Below are 18,831 nucleotides of genomic sequence, written 5' to 3'. Positions count from 1 at the left end.
TAGAGCTGTCCGTGTCGGCTGTATCCGTGTCATTTTGAACCGTGTAGCTTGCCTGTGGCATGTTGCCGTTGTAGTTTTCAAGTGGCGTAAAGGTGTAAGCACCGTTCACGGCAATACTTAGTGTACCCACATTCGCAATGGTCACTGTCTCGCCGGCATTCACCGTTTGATTGTCAACAGTAAACTCGGTAACCGAGCTGCTGCCGTCAACATTGCTTGTGTTATCAAGTACATTACCCGTTGCCACTTCACCTTCGTTGATCGTCGGTGTTTCATTATCATCACTGATAGCATCGGTGATAGCGTCCATCGTCAGTGTAAGCACCGAGGAATCTGTATCAGATGCATCGTTATCATCAACCATGTTGTACGTGATAGCCGGAATAGCGCCGATGTAGTTATCTTCTGGATCAAACGTGTAATCACCGTTGCTCGCAATGGTAAATGTACCCACACCCACAATCGTTGCCGTTTGGCCTGCCGTATAAACGCCATCTCCATTATCGCCACCTGATGTATCACCGGCGACTGTAAAGGTTGTGACCGAGTGCTCTGCGCTGTCAGCATCCGTGACACTCATTACATTGCCTGATTTTGCGATGTCTTCCGTCACGGTAATGCTCTCACTGGCATCACTCATCACATCCGTGACAGCGTCCACGGATACCTTAGACGTTGCCGTTGCCGTTGCACCATCATCATCCGTAGTCACTAAGGTGATGATTGCATCACCATTGAAATTTTCTGCTGGGGTAAAGGTATAAGTACCGTCGTTATTAACAACCACTTCACCTTGAACTACAGGTACGGTTGCGGTGGTTGATTCAATCGTGCCATCAACATCTTTCGCAGTAAAACTCACTGTGATTGGCGCACCATCTTCTAACATTGTGCCATTGTCGGCCACAATGGTTGGCCCATCATTAACATCTCCCACGGTAACTTTTGAAGTGATCGTTGCAGTTGCACCGTCATTATCCGTGGTCACTAAAGTGATAATTGCATCACCATTGAAATTTTCTGCTGGGGTAAAGGTATAAGTACCGTCGTTATTAACAACCACTTCACCTTGAACTGCAGGTACGGTTGCGGTGGTTGATTCAATCGTGCCATCAACATCTTTCGCAGTAAAACTCACTGTGATTGGCGCACCATCTTCTAACATCGTGCCATTGTCGGCCACAATGGTTGGACCATCATTAACATCACCCACTACTACTTTGGAAGTGGTTGTTGCCGTTGCACCATCATTATCCGTGGTCACTAAAGTGATAATAGCATCACCATTGAAATTTTCTGCTGGGGTAAAGGTATAAGTACCATCGTCATTAACGATAACCGTGCCTTGATCGGCGAGGACGGTGGCAGTTGTTGAAATAATCGTACCATCACTGTCTTGTGCATCAAATTTAACCGTCACACTGCCACTGTCTTCATCAAGTGCACCATTATCTACTTTTAATGTAGGCACTTTATTCGTATTATTATTGACCGTAACATCCACGGTTTCACTTACAAGTAAATTGTTAGCATCGGTAAATTCAGGAGAAGATGAATCAAAAGCAAAACTTGCGGTTTTAAAATCGGAACTAACGAGCGTTTCAACACCATCACGCGTGAAGTTAACAGCAGATGAACTACCACCATCACCTTCTTCACCAGCAGCGGTTTCAACCTCATCAATTGGCGCTTCATTTTCTTCAATAGCGGCTTGAATCGCTTCAATTTCAGCAAGCACCTGCTCATCGACCTCAATCGGATCAATAATATTATCTAAGTTTTTTACTATATCAGAGTCTTGTTGTGGCTCATTTAATAGATCTTTACTGTTATTAATATTATCGCTCATGATTTCAGTCCTTTTTATGTTGTCTGTTATCTTTAGGTTCAATAAAACGAAAAAATAAAAAAACACATAATTTTCAATTGGTTAATATGACAATGCACAGAGGAAATGCAATCTAAAAAAAGTACTAGATTTAACAATGCAAGTTCTAAAATACAGCATAACAAAGGTATTTTCAAGTGTATTTTAAAAGCCAATAAAAAACAGATAAACAACTTAAAAACAACAACTTACAGACATCAAAAGGCACAATTTTAGTAGGGGACATATGGCAAGTTCACAGCGAACAATTTTAATATGAAATTTTGATATTTATCGTGGATATGTGATTTTAACGACAAGAACACCGGATTTTATAAATAGTGAATGGAAAACAAATCATTTTTTTGCCATTTTAGCAGCACGTAACTTGCGCATTTCTTTTGGATCAGCAATTAATGGTCGATAAATTTCAATGCGGTCTCCCACTTTGATAATAGATGCTAATTTCTCGGGCCGACTAAATATACCTACTGTTGCTTCACTGGGTATAATTTCAGGGAAATGAGTCACAATACCAGAAAGTTTAATACACTCTTCAATGCAACTTCCCGTTGGCACGGGTAACGATAATAAAACTTGTTTATGTGGCAAACCATACACCACTTCAATTTCAATCATCTCACTCATAACTTACCTCACTCCGTAAACAACTTTAGCGCGCTCAGCAAACGACTTCACCATTGAACCTACCAGTTCATTAAAAATACGTCCAAAAGCCAACTCAACCAGTTTACTGCTAAACTCAAATTTCAAATCTAAACTCACTTTACACGCTTGTTTGTCCAAGGGCATAAAAATCCAACCGCCACTGAGATGTTTAAAAGGGCCATCAATCAGGTTCATCTCAATAGAGCGCCCATCAGATAATCGATTTTCAGTGGTAAACACCTGTTTAATACCCGCTTTTGCAACTGTCACCGATGCATTCATTACATCATCAACATGTGTTAACACTTTTGCATCCACACAACCAGGCAAAAAATGAGGGTAAGCAGTTACATCATTGACCAGTTTATACATCTCATCTGCGCTATACATGAGCAATGCACTACGTGATACTTCAGCCATTATCATACTCTTAAATAAAAAACGCATAGTTTACACTATCAACCAATAATTCAATAGCAATGTTGATTTATTTAAGGTTACAATAAGGGTTATGGCTAAGAAAAAATCAAAAACTAAAAACAACGAAAATACGATTGCACGAAATAAACGTGCCAGTCACGAGTACCACCTAGAAGATCGCTTTGAAGCGGGTCTTGAACTACAAGGCTGGGAAGTGAAATCGTTACGCGCGGGTAAAGCAAATATCGCTGATAGCTACATTTTCCTGAAAAATGGAGAAGCGTGGTTATTAAACGCAACTTTCCCTCCTTTAATTGCAGCGTCATCACATGTAATTTGTGATCCGCTCCGTTACCGTAAACTACTATTGAAACGCCGTGAACTCGATAACCTCGTGGGTAAAGTTGAGCGTCAAGGTTATTCAATTATCCCAATCTCTTTATATTGGAAAAAAGCGTGGGTTAAAATTTCCTTTGCACTGGCAAAAGGTAAACAAGATCACGACAAACGTTCCGATGCAAAAGACCGAGAATGGAAAGTTCAAAAAGAGCGCATGATGAAACACAGTGTTCGATAAATAAGCAGTTGAGCAACAAGATGCAAGGTAGCGCTATCTTGTTGGTCAATGTTTTGTTAAACTTATTTCGTTAGACGCTGTCATACTAAGTGTCTAATGTTATAACCTGTGGGGATGATTTAGGACTCGACGAGATTCTTGAAACCCAAGGTGCATGCCGAGGTGACGGCTGGCCTCGTAAAAAGCCGTCAACGTTATAGTTGCAAACGACTCTAACTACTCTCTAGCAGCTTAGGCTAGCTAGCCTTCCACCCACGCTTTTCCCATGGGCAGGGATTCGGAAGGTCATTTACATTGGATAGCGAGGGAACCTTGTTCGAGGGTGAACCGCGAAATAGTATCGGACTCGCTTTTTGGTATCCTGTCTGTCGGAGATCAACGAGTTAACCAAAAGACTGACTAAGCATGTAGTACCGAGGATGTAGGTTTTTCGGACGGGGGTTCGACTCCCCCCATCTCCACCACCTACAGGTTCTAAAGCATTAAGAACCGACTAAAGCCCTCAAGCCTGTTACCAACTGGCTTGAGGGCTTTTTTTATGTCTTCGATTTATGCTTTATTTGTTAGGTGTATTTTGTAGTGTGACCACATTGTGTCCACCGTTATTTTAATGAATACCTGTTTTCATCTCATTTAAACCCATATCACCACTTAATATGCCGACTCTTCTGGTGAGTTCACTCATTCGTTTTGCCATTTGGGCAACATCTCTGCGTAAATATCTTGCGGCTTGTGCATCTACTAATGATTTACCGCTTATACCTTGCTTGTCTAGAACATGACCATTGTGGTCAACTGAGATTAAATAACGTTTATTGGATGGGCTAGCGTCTAATTCGGTGATGATTTGATCAAGAAAAAAAGACAGAACATCCATACTTTTTAGAATAGATTTCCGCGTTAAATAAAAATAAAGGGGCTAATCAGCCCCTTCATCTAAAACCCATCACCCAATAAATCACCCGTATCAATCATCATATCCGTGTGTTTATCTGATTGCACATTGGCTATCTCAACAGGTTTATCCGATTTAATGCGTACTTCAACGAGTGATTTACTTTGAGTTGCTTGGTTTCGCAACATACCGCCGTATCCTCCGTAGCCCATTGTTTGTGTTGAAGCTAACGATTTACCGCGACCATGGTAGGTTTGTGGTGCTGGCTGTGCATCCTCTATTTTACGTCTGACTATCTCTGCTTTTAGATGCGTCTCTTTAAACTCACCATTCACAGCATAGTTAGCACTTTTGTCACCAAAATTGGCGACTGAATCACCTAACTCATCTAAACCACTTTGAGCTGACTTAATGCCATCAATCCAACTGTCTGGTAACAGTGCATCGGGGATCAAATCCATTAGACTTAAAATGCTTTTCCCTATCATGATAAAAAAGGAGGCGATGGCACTCGCTACCGCACCCACAATAGCCCCTATCCGTTTAAACAGTTCCCACAAACCTTCTAATACAGGCATTAAAAATCCTGTTTTAGCAAGCAGGTAAACAATGCCAACCGTTAAGGCAGCAATGCCCGCAATAATCAAACCGATTGGGTTCATCACTAATAACGCATTTATTGCTATCAATGCAATTTTAAATAGCGCTAACCCTGCGAGTAGTTCAGGCAGGTTCTGCGATACAAAATAGAGGGCTTTGCCAAGGTATTTTATGCCTGTAAATATTCCTTTTATCACCTCTTTTACTTTTTCTAATATGGCCTCTTTGTAGTCGGCATTTTTCATTTTATCGGTGAAACTGCCCATTAAACCCGTTAACTCTTTCATCACAGGGGTTAATGCCTGAAACTGCAACCCTTTGAACACTTCACCGATACGTTGCATCGCATCGTTATACGCTTCAGCTTGCTTAATATCTTCTTCTGGGGTGATAGCCCCCATCTCTTTTAGCTCTTTCTTAGCATTGTCGAGCCCCGCGGTGCCCTCTTCGAGCATAATTAACATTCTGCGACCGCTATCACCAAAGGCAGCATCAGCAAAGGCCATTTTCTCCTGCTGAGAGGTCAGCTTGGAGAATGAGTCGAGCAGGTGCCGATAAGCTTCTTCGGTTGTTTTGGCTTTTTTTAACTCTCTAAAAACGGGGTTTTTACCCTGTTTTAAAAATGAACCCAATGCCCCTGAGCCTGTTGTTTGCAATACACCTAAGCGTTTAGTGAAACGTATCAGTGAGCCACTCATGGTTTCAGCGCTCACCCCTGCATGTTCGGCTTGGCTTTGCATCGCTTGCAAGTCGGCAACAGGCATTTTTAGGTTAGCAGCGGTTTTACCCAGTTTATCCATCTCGCCTGCAGTGCGGTTAATAATACTCATGAAACCACCAACCGTTGCACCAATACCTAACAATCCCATGCCTGCGCCTTTCATTTGTCCAAAGGTTGGCATCCGAATAGAGCGGTGTAGTTTATTAAGCGGTCCTAATACTTTTTGTAAACGTGAATAACGTTTGGTCATTTTTACCAGAGAGGCACCATTTTTGTCATGTTCACGGCTAAGCCTGACATTTTCAGACCCTAATTTTTTGGTGTTAATCCCTGCTTTTTTTAGAGCGCGACCATTTTTACCCAATTCATCACGATAGCCTGATTGCTCTTGTTGTAATTTTTGCAGGGAAAGCTGTTGCTGTTTAAATGCAAGCGTTAAGGCAGCGGTCGGCGCCCCTGCTTTTTTTATTTTGGCACGTATCTTATCTAACTTTTCTTGTGTCGCGCTGTACTTGGCATTGGTCAGCGTGAGATTTTTTTGCATTTTTTTCTGTTGGCTTATCATCGCCATTGCATCGGAGCTGTCTTTTAGTTTTGATTTTACAGCTTTGATTTGCTTGTTGTATCGGTCGAACTGGCTCACGATGCCTTTGGTGGGCGCGCTGATTTTGTCTATCATGCCCAACACGACTGAAAGTTTCATTTTCATGTTGCTGTCCTTTTTACGATGTTCTGTTTTATACTATTAATTGCTCTGGTCATTAACGAGGTGTTTCATGGGTTTATTTCATCTGCTTTTTAATGCTGTTTTTATTGGTTTGATGATCATTCTTGCTTTTGCATTTCCTGCTTTTGCTGTAGTTATTGCACTTCTTTATGGGCTTGACTACATCAGCAAGGAGCGACCAGAAACGCAGGAACAGCGATTAGAGCGCCTTGATACTGAGCGGTTGGTTCAAGAATATGAGCAAAAAAAAGAGGCTAATTAGCCCCTTTTATTATTCTTCTGTTTTACTGCGTTTTTCAGCTTCTTCTCGAAATAACAACAAATCACTTAAACTTAATCTGTCTATCTCGCTGGGTTGCCAGTGAAAGATGATCGCTAAATCAGCATAAATCGACTCTATTCGCTCGGGGAGTCGATATGCACGAAAAAACCGACTACACCTGTAAATAAAGGGGTCATGTTTACAGGGCTGAGGTTGAGCATTTGGCGCTCTGTTAAGTCACTGATACGTGGGATTAACACGGTCATGGTATCAACATCTAACTGCATGATGTTGGTAAACGATAAACCACGCATTTCACCAGCACGTGGTTCACGTAGCTCTACACTCTTGATTGGCTCGCCCTCTTCAACGTCAATCGGTTTAATCAGTTCCACTTTTTTGGTTATTTTATTCACCATTATCTTCTCCCTGCTCATTTTTTTGCTCTTCTAAAATGGCTACACTTTTTTCACGTAGTTTTTTGACACCTGCTTTCTCATCAAAACCCAGTGCTTTATCAAAGGCTTTAACGGCCGTTTTATGATCATCACCCAACAGTGCCACTTTGCCATACAGGGCAAACAGTTTCGCTTTCAGGGGTGCGTGCAACACTAAATCACCATTGACAATATCGGTAATCACTTTGCTTATCATCATGGGCAGTGGTGTTTTTTCTTCTTTTAGCATATCTGCATAATAGTTTTTTACTTGATCGCAGTACCAAGATTGCCAATCACTTTGGAACTTAGTCGGCGCGGTTAAACCACGTTGCACTCCCTTGTAAAGCATGGGCTCGACATCACAAAAGGCTTCTGTATCAACACGCCAAACAAGCCACCATGCAAGGCTTTGCAGATGCCCCCAGTCTTGAAAACTCGCCATGTACCATTCACACAGTGGGCGATATTTTTCAATGAGATCTTTTTTCAAAGGGTCACGTTGCTGATCGCCTTTTAAAATACCCAGTGTTTCCAGATCACCATTAAACTGTTTTTCAAGTTTTTGCAGTTCAGTGGGTACGGGCTCCGTTGATAAGCTTTTGCCAGATAGTAGGCTTACAATTTGAATGCCCACTTCTGATGCTTTATCTTGCTTAGCTTGTTGCTCACGTTGTGCGATTATTTTACGTTTATGTTTTAATGCAAGGCTCATGCTTTCCCCCTATTGCGGAATTAACTCAGTACCAAAGAATTCAACATCCATCGTGCCTTCTTTGACGTTTAACTCTAATACATTTCCTACCCACGCATCGGTGAGTGTGAATTGTTGGCCGTTATTGGTGGTTAACAGTACGTTTTGGCTAACGAATTTAATCAACTTAGCTTTATCACTTGCTACTGAATCAACCAAGGTGACTTTGATAAACGGTGCACCTTCAAAGATTTCAGTGTGACCTAATACACCTTCATCACCCATGACAGCCTCTTTTTTGAGGTTACCAAAACCAAGGGTTGCCCCCTCTTTACCGGGTAATCGACCAAGGTTCCCTGCATCGATAAAACAGCGTGATGTTATTACTCCCATGCGATATTCCTTATTTTTTAAATGAATAATGGAGTGGCAAAACCACCCAATTTAATTATTTACGAAACTGCACTTTGCCCGCGTAAATCAACATGCCATTGACAAACTGCGGACTGTCTAAAATATTGATACGTGATTTGTTATCAGCATCCAATTCAACAATCAGGCTATCTTTGTAACCGTCAAAATCTTGCACAATCGCTTTAAGTTCAAGTTCTCGATATAGCGCCAACAGTTCACCTTTGATAATTGCAGGTGTCACCACGGCTTGACCAGGCGCAAACTTGGTGCCGTCTTTTGCCAGTTTTGAACGTGGGTATTTGCTTAAAATACGTGATCGCTGTTTTTGACGAAAATACATGGCCGTGGCAGGGACGGTAATATCTAAATAACTGTCATCTGCTGTGCCTGCTGCATTTTCTTTGTAAGTGGTGATTGGTCTTTCGATAAACACCTGTTTGGCGTTGTTGGTGTTGTATGTGCCAATGCCTGAATAGAGCAGTAAATTACGCTCTGAATAATCCCAATCAATCGGGGCTTTGCTGTAAACCTTATTCAACGGCAAGGTTTTCAAGGGACGACAAGGGTCAATGGCTAAACTGCCTGCAATTTGCCCAGCCCATGCGCTCGCTAATTGCGCTTCGGTTAAATCATTGTTTGCAGCATCACCTAAACCATTTACAGACATCACACTGATAAACGGGTTATTAAACAGCTCACCATAGGCAACCAATGCGGAATGGGTCGCTTTTTTAGCGATATAAGCCAAGCCGGGAATTTGTTGCAGTGCGTGGTAACGCGCTTGTAAAAAATCACCCAATGCACGTACATTGGTTTCATCGTTAAACGCACAAACAATATGATGATATTGGTCTGCCCCTGTTGATGCCAATGCAGTGGCCACATCGTTGGTCAATACCGATACTGCGTAAATGGGTAATGAAATATTTTGCTCATAAAAAGCAGTGACCATTTTGTGAATCTGGCTATCAATGCCGAAACGTTTAGCAGCAGCATCAGGGTTAACAGTTAACACCACCGTATTCTCAGCGGTATCACCATCCGAGCCTTTTGCACCAACAATCAATACACGCTGTAAATCTTCGGCGCTGTTCGCGAGGCTATTATCAATTTCGATGTAAACACCGGGGACGCGTACATTAGCCGGTACTTCATTAAAGCTAATACTCATGATTTCTTACCTTTTGTTTTAATTTCAATAACGTCACCGTCTAAAATGCGACGAAGCCAATACTCACTACGAGGTTTTACTTCCCCTTTGTCTTCAAGTGGCGTGAACGAGAGTGGATCTAATATCTTTTCCCCTGCCACTTTTGGTTTGATGTTGAATGTTTGCATTGCTAGCCCTTAGGTTGCATATGTTGAAAGATAATTTGGGTGAGTTTGTGCTGTAATTCAGGTGTCCAACCTACCATTGTCCGTTTGGGCATTTGGTAAGTACCCGTGCGTTTGTCTCCCCCTTCCCATTGACGTGACTCTTTATTAAAAAAACCGCCAACTCTAACGCTGTAATTAACCGCATCACCTTCGTTATGTATCATGGCAATGCGTCCAACACCGCCAGCTAAGCCAACACTAAAATTATCTGCTGATACCTCTGTTTTAAGGTTTTTATTGATACCCATAAACATTTTTAGCTTGGTCGTTATCTTGCCGTTTTTATCTATTTTTTTTACTTCTCTTTGGCGTGGCTTATAGGCTTTACCCTCTACATCACGCTGTGAGCTTATCTGTCCTCTAAAAAATCGACGGGTATGGTTTGCAAGTACGCGATTTAATTCCTGCTTGGCTTTACCTGTTAATGTCACTTGCTCAAGTAGCGCAACTAACTGCTCAGGCGTTTTAATCTCCATCAGTTTTGCAGGCTATTATCTTGGGTATGGCTATCAACAATTTTAAGGGTGTCGCATTGGTCAACATCAAGCAGGTTATCAAAGTCACTTTTAAGACTCATCAATACCCCGTTTACCTCCCAATCACCCTGTGGATCAGGTGTAAAATCAAACTGCTCTCTAAACTCGATTTTAATACCCAAGTCATAACGCCCTTTGGCGAGTGGCTCATTAAAAAACTGTGGTCGTGCAAGCCCTTGGCTATCGCGCTCAGGGTTCACTTTGTTCAACCAACTCAGCACCAACATAAACAGGCGTTTAGGCTCAATCTCTACATTAGACATCTCAAAACAGCAGGTATATTGCGTTTCAAAACCATCTTCTGATTGATGAGAACTTGCTATCAACTCCCCACCTTCCGCCCATGCTTCTAAATCATCTTTTTTTACAAGATTTTTGATAAGGTGCTTAGTGAGGCTTTGTAAATATTCCATTAGACCATCTCAAAGGTATAGCCAGAAACGTCTGGCAGGAGTGAAACAATAGCAGCGCGATAGTTGGTTAATTGCTTATCAGCGCGTTGCATTAATGCCTCTTGGCGACCAGCTGCCTCTTTGGTTGCATCGGTTGCTAAACGGTTAGTAATTAATGCGTAAGCGGTTTTACAAAAAACGGCTTGCTTATAGAGTGTGAGTGCTGAAACATTGTCATCAAATAGCGTTTGCGAATAGGCGCTTAGCGCGGTGTATTGGGTGGTTAATACTTTTAATTCACGGTGAATAGCAATACGTTCGACGCTTGCACAGTGCAAAATACCAGCTTCTGTTTCATCTTCTAAAAAATGAAATAGAGCCTGAAACTCTGAGATTTTTAATTCAGGGTAGAAATCAGTGGCAGGTAATACACTGCTGTAACTTGTCTCTTTATTTGCGACTAAACTGGCCATGATGTTTCCTGATGTTATAAAAAGTGATGAAAAAGGCGTTGCGCTTAGGTTATTGATAAGCTGAGACAAGTCTCGTTTTTCAATAAGCTGGCGCAAGCCTTTAGGAGGTTGTTTGTTACCGTGTTACGCCCAATTCGTGCCACCGTCTGTGCTGAGTTTTACGTTTTCAAAGTTAAGCGCTGCTGCTTTGCCTAGTTCTTCAATAACGTAATCCATGTTTTGTGATTGGTATGTTTCATAACGATCACGTTTTGCGTTATCTTCCATGCGCCGGCGAACACTGTCTTTTTGAATGTAGATAGACAGGTTCTTAAACGAGGTCACTAAGATGCCACGGCTTGGAAAGTGTGGAATTTTAAAGGCGGGTAAACCACCATAAGTTCCAATGATTTGACGATCTTCAATTTTAGATTTTTCCGACGGGGTATTACCATGCAGATCATAAAATTTCGCTTTTTCAGCGGCCAACAGTTCACTACCAATAATGGCAACTAAATCGCCATCATCTTCATAAACAGGATCAATCATCTGTTTGGTATCATTCACGGCAGCATCAAGGTTGATATAATCACCTTTTTCACCAATACGAATTTCACCTGCAGTCTCACCTTCATCTAGCCAGTTTTCTGCATTTTGAGTGCGCAGTTTTTCAAGCCAACCAATGGCAATATCTTGACCTTTCGGGTTATTAACAGGGTTAGACGTTGCCGCGCGTGATTTACCGTAAAAACCAATTTGGATCTGGTTAGTTGAAATCTGCTTACGGGTTTGCACTGCCACTAAGCTTTTGAATTTTTTGTTGTGCGCCCATGCATCTAGCGTGACGTACTTGATCAGCGTATCAAAGTTGATTTGCTGACAGTGGTAACTTGTGCCACCTTTTGAATGCGGGTCTTTTGGAATACGGTCTTCTGAACTGGTATCCGTTGTCCCTGCAATCATGCCTGTTGCATCAAGTGCTAACGCTTCACCTTGCTGATTGCTCACCATGATGACGTTAATGCGCCCTAGAAAGCTATTTTCTAGTCGTGCGGCAGCAATGATTTTCTGGGCTTTTTGGGGGGTAATACTGAATGTTTGAGATACGTTTTCCGCACCAAACTGCTTAGCCACTGCGAGTTCTAACGCACTGACCTGCTTACGGGTAAAATTTTCCATTTATTTACTCTCTAGCTAATTAAAATTATGGGTTAATGAACCTTAAAGAATCTCTTCTTCATCATCTTTGTCACCACCAGTGGCTTCATCACGATCTTGTTCATCGGTCATTTTTGAAAGTGTTTCTTTAAAGCCAGTTAACTCTTCACCCTGTGTTTCAAATTTACTAGCGAGTGTAGAAAGCTGTTCTTTGACTTCTTTAAGCTCAGCGCTTTCATTTTTATCACCGTCAGGCTTTTCTTCCGTTTCAGGCTTAACGCTTAACTTTTCAGTTAATAAAGTCATGCCTGACGCTAATTCAGTTAATGCCACTGTTTGCTCTGCATTGGTTTTTTGCATTTGAGACAGCATCTCAAGCGTCGCTTTATCGCTCATTTCATCGTCCTTTTTATTAAGTAATTTATTTAACAGGGTTGGTTTGGGTGGCGTGATGCCATCATCGGTATTAAATAATTGCGTACCAGACTGTTTATTTGAAAGATGTAATTCAGTCGTACCTAAACTTGCAGGCTCATCCGTGACGGCTAACCCTGTTAAATACGCTTTACCTGTTTTGGCAAAGTCCATCACAATTTCACAAGAGGTATGTAGATACTGCCCTTGCTGAATCAGGTATAAGAAAAAATCATTCGGCTTGAGTTGCGCTAATAATTTATTACCGTCAACTTTTACCGCTAACACGCTACCCAGTTTTGAACTGTATGAGCTGTGATCAATATTAATGCGTGCGTTATAGGTTTCAGGGTTATAGGTTTCAGCAATTTGGTCTAAAATTTCTTGTGCAATTTCACGCCCATCTACCGTATGCCCTGCCGTTAAAATACAAATAAAATCAGTTTTGAACATACAACACCTACTAGCTAATGAATGGGGTTCGCTTTTTATTGAGTTTCACTTTAACTAGGTTTTGACACTGTTTATATCTACTGTGGTTTTAGGGGGGGAATATAAAATAAACGCTTAGCGCGGTGTGTTGGCTGAGCTTGCATACTGCCGACATGCCAGAATTAAACCCACCACTCGAAAACACAAACATCCTTTACACAACGCAACAAACAAAAGCGTTGGGGTTATACCTGTGCCAGCGAACCGCCAACGAAATAGCACAAGAGATACGCATCACCGACCGCACGGTACAAAGTTGGATTGCTAAATTTGGCTGGAAAGCTCTGCGTGATGATGCACCACCTGAGCAAGTTACCCGTCAGCGTATTGTTTATTTAACATGGGTTGATGAGAAAACCGACAGGCAACTTAAAGAGTTAGATTTGCTATTGAAGTTTCATATGGGTAATCCGAAAAAAGTGTTTCATGGTGGCAATGCTAAAGATGGGACCAACAAAGGGCGTAAAAACAATAAAGTAAAAAATGATATTTCAAGCATCACTAAAGAGATGCTTGATGAGTACAAAAACAAAACGTTCTTCAAATACCAATTAAAAATAATTGAAACTAAAAACGACCCTGCCCTAAACTGGATGCGTTTTTATCTTAAATCGCGTCAAATCGGCTTAACCTATCTATTTGCGTTTGAAGCCTTTGAAGATGCGGTGTTGACGGGTGATAACCAAGTCTTTTTATCTGCGTCTAAAAAGCAATCTGAAATATTCAAAAACTACATCCGCATGTTTGCCTTAGAGATTGGTGATGTTGACCTGCGCGGTAAAGACGAAATCCATCTGAGCAACGGTGCAATTTTAAACTTTCTTTCTACCAATGCGCGCACAGGTCAAGGCTTTAACGGTCATCTGTATATTGATGAAGCTTTTTGGATACCAAGATTTAAACAAGTTGATGATTTAATCGGTGGCGTTTCCATTCACGATAAATGGCGCACTACCTATCTTTCTACACCCTCAAGCATTGGCCATGAAGCGTATCCCAAATGGGCAGGCAACAAAGCCGACAATATTGATATCAGTCATGAAGCATTAAAAGACGGGCTATTGGGCGTTGATGATATCTATCGCCAAATGATCACCGTGGATGATGCGATTGAGGGCGGTGCAACTTTCTTTAATCTGAAAAGACTACACAAAAAATATCCGCTTAAAGAGGTGTTTGATAACTTACTGCGCTGTGTATTTTTGGATGATGCGCAATCCGCTTTCAACGTAAAAGATTTAATGAATTGCAAAGTCGATGCCAGCGATTGGAAAGATGTCGAGATGGATTCGCCTCGTCCTGTTGGTCGCATGCCTGTTTGGATTGGATACGACCCATCTGGCGTAGGTGATGAAGCGGCCGTTGTGGTTGCCCTGCCACCAAAACGAAAAGGTGGTGCATTCCGATTGATTGAAAAATTGCGTTTATCAGGGGTCAGTTACCAAGGACAAGCCGATGAGTTAAAAGCGCTCTGTGACAAATACAATGTCACTGAAATTGCCATGGATGTTTCAGGCATCGGCGGCCCCGTGTCTGAATTGGTCGAGGTGTTCTTTCCACGGGTTACGCTGATTCAATACAGTATTAATACCAAAGCACACATGACCTACAAAGCCCGTGAGGTGATTGGCGCAGGTCGCTTGCAATTTGATGTGACGTGGGATGACGTAGTACACGCATTTTTGATGGTAAAACGCAGTGTCACTAAAAACAGCAACCAACCCACTTTTACCGCACAACGAACAAAAGATACCTCTCACGCAGATTTAGCAATGGCGATTATGCAGTTGCTGAGTTTAGAGGGGATAAATATTCACCAAGATGTCACACCAACCGTGTCGATGGGAGATTAACAAAAATGATGATTGAATTTGGCGAGCCACAGTCGGTATTAAAGTCCGATATTATGGACTATGTAGAAAGCGCATTAGTAGATGGTTACTTTGAGCCTCCCGTTTCATTGGAGGGATTAGCCAAAACACTGCGCGCCAATGCAATGCACTCCTCCGCTATTTATGCCAAACGTAATATGGTCAGTGCTACCCTTGAGTTAATCAAAGGCAAGTTAAGTAAACGTGATTGCAACCGTTGGTTATTTGACTTTGGTGTTTTTGGTAATGCTTATCTTTTGAGAGTCGTTAATGGGCTGGGTGACATTAGTTTTAAACACCTACCTGCCATGTATATGCGCAGACGAGAGAAAGTTGATTGTTACTCTTATAAAACAGAAAGCCAAACAATCGATTACAAAGAGGGGCAAGTATTCCATTTGATGGAGTATGACGTAACCCAAGAGATTTACGGCATTCCGCAATACTTTGCATCACTGAGCAGTGTGTGGTTAAACGAAGATGCTACTTTGTTCCGCCGTAAGTATTATCTCAATGGCGCACACTCTGGATTTTTGCTTTACATGAATAACCCCAACTTAACCGATGATCAGGAAAAGGAGATCATCGCCAAGCTAAACAGTGCCAAAGGGTTAGGCAACTTTAAAAACATGTTTATTAACGGTAAAGGCAAAGATGGCGAGAAACCTGAGCTAATTCCTGTTGGCCAGTTAGATGCTAAAGATGAATTCAGCAAGATGAAGAACGTCACCACGGGGGATATTTTATCCGCTCACCGTATTCCACTGGATCTAATGAGCATTGTCCGTGAAGGGTTTAGCCCCGTTGGTGACCTGAACAAGGTTGATAAAATGTTCTATAAAAATGAGATCAAACCGATTGGTGAAATTTTATTAGAGCTAAATGATTTTGCAGGATTTGAGGTGATCAAGCTGAAAGAGTATGAAAATTTAAATGTAGCTGAAGCATAGATAAATCTAACTATCATCGATACAAATAAAGGGGCTAATCAGCCCCTTTTACAATTTCAACCAGTGCATTATGTCTGTCTCGACATGCACCATAATTTAAGATTAACTGCTTTTTCCATAACAGGTGACCACTTCTACGTTTAGCGGTCGGGGCTTTAATTGGTTGGCAAGGTTGCAACAGGGCTTGGTCGATGGTCGGCTTGGGCGGTTGTAGTTCCGTTGGCAATATCGATAAGGTCGGTGAGGATGAACAACTCATCATCATTAAGCAAACACTCATCACTATTATTAACTTCAACATATTCAATGATCCTTTTTTCTATGGTTTCTATCTTGGGTTTTTTAGCCAGTTCGTTTTGCCAGTAGGCTTTGGCTATGTCGCTATTGGTTTGATTTTTGCGATTAACCTGTTTAATCGCACTGATCACCGCTTTCTGTTTTTCTTGTAGATATTTATGCTCTGCAACGGTATAGCCATTTTCATAACCTTGCGCTTTTACATAAAAGTAACCAGCGGTTAATGCAGTGAGTACCGCGCCAATGAGCAATATAATAATGAATGGCTTTTTAGCTTTTCCTGTTAACAAACTAAGGAGTATTGTGATTGGCATGTTTGCCTCCTGTTTCCATGTAGAATTTTGCAAAACCAATAAAGGTGGCGGTGATAACACCATATTGCACTAGCGCCCATTCCGCTTGCTCTGCCATCGGTATAGAGAAAAAGTAGCTGTTAAACTGCAACCACATATACGCCATGAAAAATGCAATTAGCCTGGGAAAAATGCGCCAGTTGTTGAACGCTTCCGCCCATGTCATAACACCAACTCAAAATGCCAGAGATCATCAAAATTGTTATCTTTGGTTTCAAAGTTCATGTTCCAGTCACCTCCCCAACGCAATTTAATACCCATTTCAGCAGCAACACCTAAAACGTACCCTGCAAACAAAGTGGCACGCTCTCGGTCATTCCAATTAATGGGATAAGGCGCGGCATCCACTGCCAATGAAGGGAGTGAATTATGCTTACCTTTGGGGTATTTAAGCTGGCTCTTCCCCTCGGAAAACAGGCTGTTTTGTTTGGCTTTAGGACGATGTCCTTCGATAATGGTGTTATCAACTGTTTTAATCACCTGGTTAAATACCTGTTGAAGCAATGGGTGACACTGCGCTAATTTTGTTTGTGAACGCGTTGAATATTTGGGCATTACATACTCCATACTATTGAAAGGACTTTAACAACAACGGCAGCCACGACTAAACGGGTCACCCACGTTTGATTGGTTTCTATTTTATTGATGCGTTCTTTGTAGGAGTCCAATTTCCCTGTTACTTTTGCATGAAAAACCTCATGAGACTTTTGCATATTGATCAGCTCATCTAATGAGTCAGAGACTTTATCTAATACTTTTCGGCTATCTTGTTGCCCTTGTTCCAGAGCCTGAATAGCGAGCTGTGTTTTTACTGAGTCTTGCGGTGGCATCCGTTATCTCACTTTTTAGTTAATTGCTTTTACTATGAGTAAGATAACGGAGCTTATTAGATGTTGCGAGGGGTTGATATTTTAGTAAATGGTTATAAAAGTGGGAAATAAAAAGAGATAGAAATTACTCCCTTTTTATTTAAGAATAACTATAACGTGATTTCAAATCGGTCTAATACGCCTTGGTCAATTTCTTTTTCAAAGCGATAAATAGGCTCAATGTATCCCTCATCACCCTCTTTTATCTGCATGTGGTCGTAGTCATCTGGATAAATTGCATCGTCATAACGCACGTTGATTGTTGCTTGTTTGATGATATCAGCTTGTGAAATACCCGCTGTTTGTTTATCGGTTACCGTGTTGATTATTTTTGTTTGTCCGCGCATAACTTTCTCCTAAACACCTTGATAATGGTTACAAATACATCGAGCACCCATACTTTCCTGGGACTGTAGGATAACACTGATCCAGTACGTGCAAGATGCGCCAGATGTTCCAGATTCCCCATTGTAATCACTCCAATTCCCACCAAACATTACGCCTTTTAAATCATGAACGTAAGTCTTTGCATTTTCTTCTGGATCATGGGTTTTCCAACTTATAGTGCCTGAGTTAAACGATGCCATTGAGCAACCAAATTGATATAAATGGCCAGACACTTGCTCACAATCAATATCACTACGTGAATCAACATCAAAAATAGTTTTAATTGAATCTACACCAGCGGAATGACCTCCAACAGCCCCTAGCGCTAACGCATAAAACTCAGCGGGTGCAGGCAACCTTTTCCCATATGCATATGCTATTTTTGTAGCGGTATACTGAGTAAAGTTAGCATACTGACTAACTCCATCACCGCCTAATACAGCAGGTTTTTTTGGAGTGCTTGCACCATCTGCTATTTGTGCGTTATAGGCTGACGTTCCCAATAAATCAGGCGTGGTATTAAGCAGATAAATATCAGCCCAAAAACCTTGAAATGTACGCACCATTCCGCGTGGGTCATTACATTCAGGTTTAAATTTCAGATCCCAAAATGAGCGCGGATAAATACGGTTATCTCCGTAATGAAAACCGCCTATTCTGCGCGAGTTTTGGGCTGTGTAGCCATCTGGCACCGTGAAGTTTGCGCTGGCTATTAACTCAGTTTCAGTAGCATAAATCGCGTAATCTGTCCCGACTGTTAACGCTGGCATAGTTATGTTTACGCCACTGGCAAAGTTACATGTGACCCCACTAATATCAACATCAACATCGCAAGCTAGTGAAACCACATTAACTACATTAGAAAATGCAGGATCATTTGAAATTGATTTCTCAAAATTAATGTACCCTCCACCATTTGCAATTATGCCCTCAGCAACTAACGTCAGTGCATTTGTAGCTTTTACTAAATCTTGTATATCTTGCTCTGTACTCATAATCA

General features: G+C 41.5%; 26 protein-coding genes and 1 other RNA gene. 5 read left to right on the top strand and 22 right to left on the bottom strand.

Going from position 1 to position 18,831, the window contains the following annotated elements; genetic code table 11:
* The 3 genes from G322_RS0101960 to G322_RS0101950 form a co-directional block, all read right to left on the bottom strand.
* Nucleotides 1–1,849, bottom strand: a 1,849-nt coding sequence (locus G322_RS0101960; protein ID WP_028866351.1) for a tandem-95 repeat protein, incomplete at its 3' end; no start/stop codon positions are given.
* Between the two features lie 375 nt (nt 1,850–2,224).
* Entirely contained in the window at nt 2,225–2,515 is a 291-nt protein-coding gene (locus tag G322_RS0101955) for an RnfH family protein (protein WP_022940132.1), read from the bottom strand.
* Nucleotides 2,516–2,518: 3 nt separating this feature from the next.
* The gene (locus G322_RS0101950; protein WP_022940131.1) at nt 2,519–2,956 is read right to left on the bottom strand and encodes an SRPBCC family protein; all 438 of its coding nucleotides are present in this window, start codon (nt 2,954–2,956) and stop codon (nt 2,519–2,521) included.
* Nucleotides 2,957–3,047: 91 nt separating this feature from the next.
* Here G322_RS0101950 and smpB point away from each other — a divergent pair, with 91 nt between their 5' ends.
* Together smpB and ssrA are read left to right on the top strand one after the other, a co-directional pair.
* Complete coding sequence (gene smpB / locus G322_RS0101945; RefSeq protein WP_022940130.1) at nt 3,048–3,533, top strand: SsrA-binding protein SmpB; 486 nt, start codon at nt 3,048–3,050, stop codon at nt 3,531–3,533.
* A 110-nt stretch (nt 3,534–3,643) separates the two neighbouring features.
* Nucleotides 3,644–3,997, top strand: a transfer-messenger RNA (tmRNA) gene (gene ssrA / locus G322_RS22565).
* Between the two features lie 143 nt (nt 3,998–4,140).
* Here the strand turns inward: ssrA and G322_RS0101940 are convergent.
* Nucleotides 4,141–4,410 carry a hypothetical protein gene (locus tag G322_RS0101940; protein WP_022940129.1) on the bottom strand — a complete coding sequence of 90 codons (270 nt, stop codon included), beginning with the start codon at nt 4,408–4,410 and terminating at the stop codon, nt 4,141–4,143.
* 59 nt (nt 4,411–4,469) lie between these two features.
* The gene (locus G322_RS0101935; RefSeq protein ID WP_022940128.1) at nt 4,470–6,458 is read right to left on the bottom strand and encodes a phage tail tape measure protein; all 1,989 of its coding nucleotides are present in this window, start codon (nt 6,456–6,458) and stop codon (nt 4,470–4,472) included.
* A gap of 67 nt (nt 6,459–6,525) precedes the next feature.
* On the opposite strand from G322_RS0101935, the gene G322_RS0101930 reads away from it, so the two are divergent.
* Nucleotides 6,526–6,738: a hypothetical protein gene (locus tag G322_RS0101930; RefSeq protein WP_022940127.1), complete on the top strand. Its 213-nt coding sequence runs from the start codon at nt 6,526–6,528 to the stop codon at nt 6,736–6,738.
* 9 nt (nt 6,739–6,747) lie between these two features.
* On the opposite strand, the gene G322_RS24720 is transcribed toward G322_RS0101930, so the two are convergent.
* From G322_RS24720 to G322_RS0101880, 11 genes are all read right to left on the bottom strand, one after another.
* The gene (locus tag G322_RS24720) at nt 6,748–6,849 is read right to left on the bottom strand and encodes a GpE family phage tail protein (protein WP_281166490.1); all 102 of its coding nucleotides are present in this window, start codon (nt 6,847–6,849) and stop codon (nt 6,748–6,750) included.
* 23 nt (nt 6,850–6,872) lie between these two features.
* Nucleotides 6,873–7,157 carry a phage tail assembly protein gene (locus tag G322_RS0101925; RefSeq protein ID WP_022940126.1) on the bottom strand — a complete coding sequence of 95 codons (285 nt, stop codon included), beginning with the start codon at nt 7,155–7,157 and terminating at the stop codon, nt 6,873–6,875.
* Nucleotides 7,147–7,890: a phage terminase small subunit gene (locus G322_RS0101920; protein ID WP_022940125.1), complete on the bottom strand. Its 744-nt coding sequence runs from the start codon at nt 7,888–7,890 to the stop codon at nt 7,147–7,149. The genes G322_RS0101925 and G322_RS0101920 overlap by 11 nt, the downstream gene beginning before the upstream one ends.
* A 9-nt stretch (nt 7,891–7,899) precedes the next feature.
* Nucleotides 7,900–8,262: a phage tail tube protein gene (locus tag G322_RS0101915; RefSeq protein ID WP_022940124.1), complete on the bottom strand. Its 363-nt coding sequence runs from the start codon at nt 8,260–8,262 to the stop codon at nt 7,900–7,902.
* Nucleotides 8,263–8,317: 55 nt separating this feature from the next.
* Nucleotides 8,318–9,454 (bottom strand): phage tail sheath subtilisin-like domain-containing protein, encoded by a 1,137-nt coding sequence (locus G322_RS0101910; RefSeq protein ID WP_022940123.1) that lies wholly within the window; start codon nt 9,452–9,454, stop codon nt 8,318–8,320.
* Nucleotides 9,451–9,621 (bottom strand): DUF2635 domain-containing protein, encoded by a 171-nt coding sequence (locus G322_RS22555; RefSeq protein ID WP_022940122.1) that lies wholly within the window; start codon nt 9,619–9,621, stop codon nt 9,451–9,453. Before G322_RS22555 ends, G322_RS0101910 begins: the two co-directional genes overlap by 4 nt.
* Before the next feature lie 2 nt (nt 9,622–9,623).
* Complete coding sequence (locus tag G322_RS0101900) at nt 9,624–10,136, bottom strand: phage virion morphogenesis family protein (RefSeq protein ID WP_022940121.1); 513 nt, start codon at nt 10,134–10,136, stop codon at nt 9,624–9,626.
* Nucleotides 10,136–10,609, bottom strand: coding sequence for a phage tail protein (locus tag G322_RS19735; RefSeq protein ID WP_022940120.1), 474 nt, complete (start codon nt 10,607–10,609; stop codon nt 10,136–10,138). Before G322_RS19735 ends, G322_RS0101900 begins: the two co-directional genes overlap by 1 nt.
* On the bottom strand, nt 10,609–11,061 hold the full coding sequence (locus tag G322_RS0101890) for a head completion/stabilization protein (RefSeq protein WP_022940119.1): 453 nt from the start codon (nt 11,059–11,061) through the stop codon (nt 10,609–10,611). Before G322_RS0101890 ends, G322_RS19735 begins: the two co-directional genes overlap by 1 nt.
* Before the next feature lie 123 nt (nt 11,062–11,184).
* On the bottom strand, nt 11,185–12,219 hold the full coding sequence (locus G322_RS0101885; protein WP_022940118.1) for a phage major capsid protein, P2 family: 1,035 nt from the start codon (nt 12,217–12,219) through the stop codon (nt 11,185–11,187).
* 42 nt (nt 12,220–12,261) lie between these two features.
* A complete protein-coding gene (locus G322_RS0101880) occupies nt 12,262–13,065 on the bottom strand; it encodes a GPO family capsid scaffolding protein (protein ID WP_022940117.1) in 804 nt (267 codons plus the stop codon).
* A gap of 152 nt (nt 13,066–13,217) precedes the next feature.
* On the opposite strand from G322_RS0101880, the gene G322_RS0101875 reads away from it, so the two are divergent.
* Both G322_RS0101875 and G322_RS0101870 read left to right on the top strand, forming a co-directional pair.
* Entirely contained in the window at nt 13,218–14,957 is a 1,740-nt protein-coding gene (locus tag G322_RS0101875) for a terminase large subunit domain-containing protein (RefSeq protein ID WP_051143717.1), read from the top strand.
* Between the two features lie 5 nt (nt 14,958–14,962).
* The gene (locus G322_RS0101870; protein ID WP_022940115.1) at nt 14,963–15,925 is read left to right on the top strand and encodes a phage portal protein; all 963 of its coding nucleotides are present in this window, start codon (nt 14,963–14,965) and stop codon (nt 15,923–15,925) included.
* Between the two features lie 155 nt (nt 15,926–16,080).
* Here G322_RS0101870 and G322_RS0101865 read toward each other — a convergent pair whose 3' ends face one another.
* From G322_RS0101865 to G322_RS22120, 6 genes are all read right to left on the bottom strand, one after another.
* A complete protein-coding gene (locus tag G322_RS0101865; protein ID WP_022940114.1) occupies nt 16,081–16,536 on the bottom strand; it encodes a hypothetical protein in 456 nt (151 codons plus the stop codon).
* Nucleotides 16,514–16,672: a hypothetical protein gene (locus tag G322_RS19730; RefSeq protein ID WP_211217120.1), complete on the bottom strand. Its 159-nt coding sequence runs from the start codon at nt 16,670–16,672 to the stop codon at nt 16,514–16,516. Before G322_RS19730 ends, G322_RS0101865 begins: the two co-directional genes overlap by 23 nt.
* A gap of 65 nt (nt 16,673–16,737) precedes the next feature.
* On the bottom strand, nt 16,738–17,130 hold the full coding sequence (locus G322_RS0101855) for a M15 family metallopeptidase domain-containing protein (protein ID WP_022940112.1): 393 nt from the start codon (nt 17,128–17,130) through the stop codon (nt 16,738–16,740).
* Nucleotides 17,130–17,405, bottom strand: a complete 276-nt coding sequence (locus G322_RS0101850; protein ID WP_022940111.1) for a hypothetical protein — start codon at nt 17,403–17,405, stop codon at nt 17,130–17,132. Before G322_RS0101850 ends, G322_RS0101855 begins: the two co-directional genes overlap by 1 nt.
* 149 nt (nt 17,406–17,554) lie before the next feature.
* A complete protein-coding gene (locus G322_RS0101845) occupies nt 17,555–17,791 on the bottom strand; it encodes a hypothetical protein (RefSeq protein ID WP_022940110.1) in 237 nt (78 codons plus the stop codon).
* Between the two features lie 9 nt (nt 17,792–17,800).
* Nucleotides 17,801–18,826 (bottom strand): phage major tropism determinant, encoded by a 1,026-nt coding sequence (locus G322_RS22120; protein ID WP_022940109.1) that lies wholly within the window; start codon nt 18,824–18,826, stop codon nt 17,801–17,803.
* Between the last annotated feature and the right edge of the window lie 5 nt (nt 18,827–18,831).

This window comes from Psychromonas hadalis ATCC BAA-638 (assembly GCF_000420245.1).
Taxonomy (GTDB): domain Bacteria; phylum Pseudomonadota; class Gammaproteobacteria; order Enterobacterales; family Psychromonadaceae; genus Psychromonas; species Psychromonas hadalis.
This window is presented reverse-complemented; position numbering and strand designations above follow the sequence as displayed.

Coding starts and splice junctions, on each gene's coding strand:
- G322_RS0101885 (WP_022940118.1), bottom strand. CDS start 12,219: ATGGAAAATTTTACCCGTAAGCAGGTCAGTGCGTTAGAACTCGCAGTG.
- G322_RS0101865 (WP_022940114.1), bottom strand. CDS start 16,536: ATGCCAATCACAATACTCCTTAGTTTGTTAACAGGAAAAGCTAAAAAG.
- G322_RS0101875 (WP_051143717.1), top strand. CDS start 13,218: ATGCCAGAATTAAACCCACCACTCGAAAACACAAACATCCTTTACACA.
- G322_RS0101845 (WP_022940110.1), bottom strand. CDS start 17,791: ATGCGCGGACAAACAAAAATAATCAACACGGTAACCGATAAACAAACA.
- G322_RS19730 (WP_211217120.1), bottom strand. CDS start 16,672: ATGTGGTTGCAGTTTAACAGCTACTTTTTCTCTATACCGATGGCAGAG.
- G322_RS0101900 (WP_022940121.1), bottom strand. CDS start 10,136: ATGGAGATTAAAACGCCTGAGCAGTTAGTTGCGCTACTTGAGCAAGTG.
- G322_RS0101955 (WP_022940132.1), bottom strand. CDS start 2,515: ATGAGTGAGATGATTGAAATTGAAGTGGTGTATGGTTTGCCACATAAA.
- G322_RS22555 (WP_022940122.1), bottom strand. CDS start 9,621: ATGCAAACATTCAACATCAAACCAAAAGTGGCAGGGGAAAAGATATTA.
- G322_RS0101850 (WP_022940111.1), bottom strand. CDS start 17,405: ATGCCACCGCAAGACTCAGTAAAAACACAGCTCGCTATTCAGGCTCTG.
- G322_RS0101925 (WP_022940126.1), bottom strand. CDS start 7,157: ATGGTGAATAAAATAACCAAAAAAGTGGAACTGATTAAACCGATTGAC.
- G322_RS0101855 (WP_022940112.1), bottom strand. CDS start 17,130: ATGCCCAAATATTCAACGCGTTCACAAACAAAATTAGCGCAGTGTCAC.
- G322_RS0101940 (WP_022940129.1), bottom strand. CDS start 4,410: ATGGATGTTCTGTCTTTTTTTCTTGATCAAATCATCACCGAATTAGAC.
- G322_RS22120 (WP_022940109.1), bottom strand. CDS start 18,826: ATGAGTACAGAGCAAGATATACAAGATTTAGTAAAAGCTACAAATGCA.
- G322_RS0101880 (WP_022940117.1), bottom strand. CDS start 13,065: ATGTTCAAAACTGATTTTATTTGTATTTTAACGGCAGGGCATACGGTA.
- smpB (WP_022940130.1), top strand. CDS start 3,048: ATGGCTAAGAAAAAATCAAAAACTAAAAACAACGAAAATACGATTGCA.
- G322_RS0101915 (WP_022940124.1), bottom strand. CDS start 8,262: ATGGGAGTAATAACATCACGCTGTTTTATCGATGCAGGGAACCTTGGT.
- G322_RS0101950 (WP_022940131.1), bottom strand. CDS start 2,956: ATGGCTGAAGTATCACGTAGTGCATTGCTCATGTATAGCGCAGATGAG.
- G322_RS0101920 (WP_022940125.1), bottom strand. CDS start 7,890: ATGAGCCTTGCATTAAAACATAAACGTAAAATAATCGCACAACGTGAG.
- G322_RS0101870 (WP_022940115.1), top strand. CDS start 14,963: ATGATGATTGAATTTGGCGAGCCACAGTCGGTATTAAAGTCCGATATT.
- G322_RS0101930 (WP_022940127.1), top strand. CDS start 6,526: ATGGGTTTATTTCATCTGCTTTTTAATGCTGTTTTTATTGGTTTGATG.
- G322_RS0101910 (WP_022940123.1), bottom strand. CDS start 9,454: ATGAGTATTAGCTTTAATGAAGTACCGGCTAATGTACGCGTCCCCGGT.
- G322_RS0101935 (WP_022940128.1), bottom strand. CDS start 6,458: ATGAAAATGAAACTTTCAGTCGTGTTGGGCATGATAGACAAAATCAGC.
- G322_RS19735 (WP_022940120.1), bottom strand. CDS start 10,609: ATGGAATATTTACAAAGCCTCACTAAGCACCTTATCAAAAATCTTGTA.
- G322_RS0101890 (WP_022940119.1), bottom strand. CDS start 11,061: ATGGCCAGTTTAGTCGCAAATAAAGAGACAAGTTACAGCAGTGTATTA.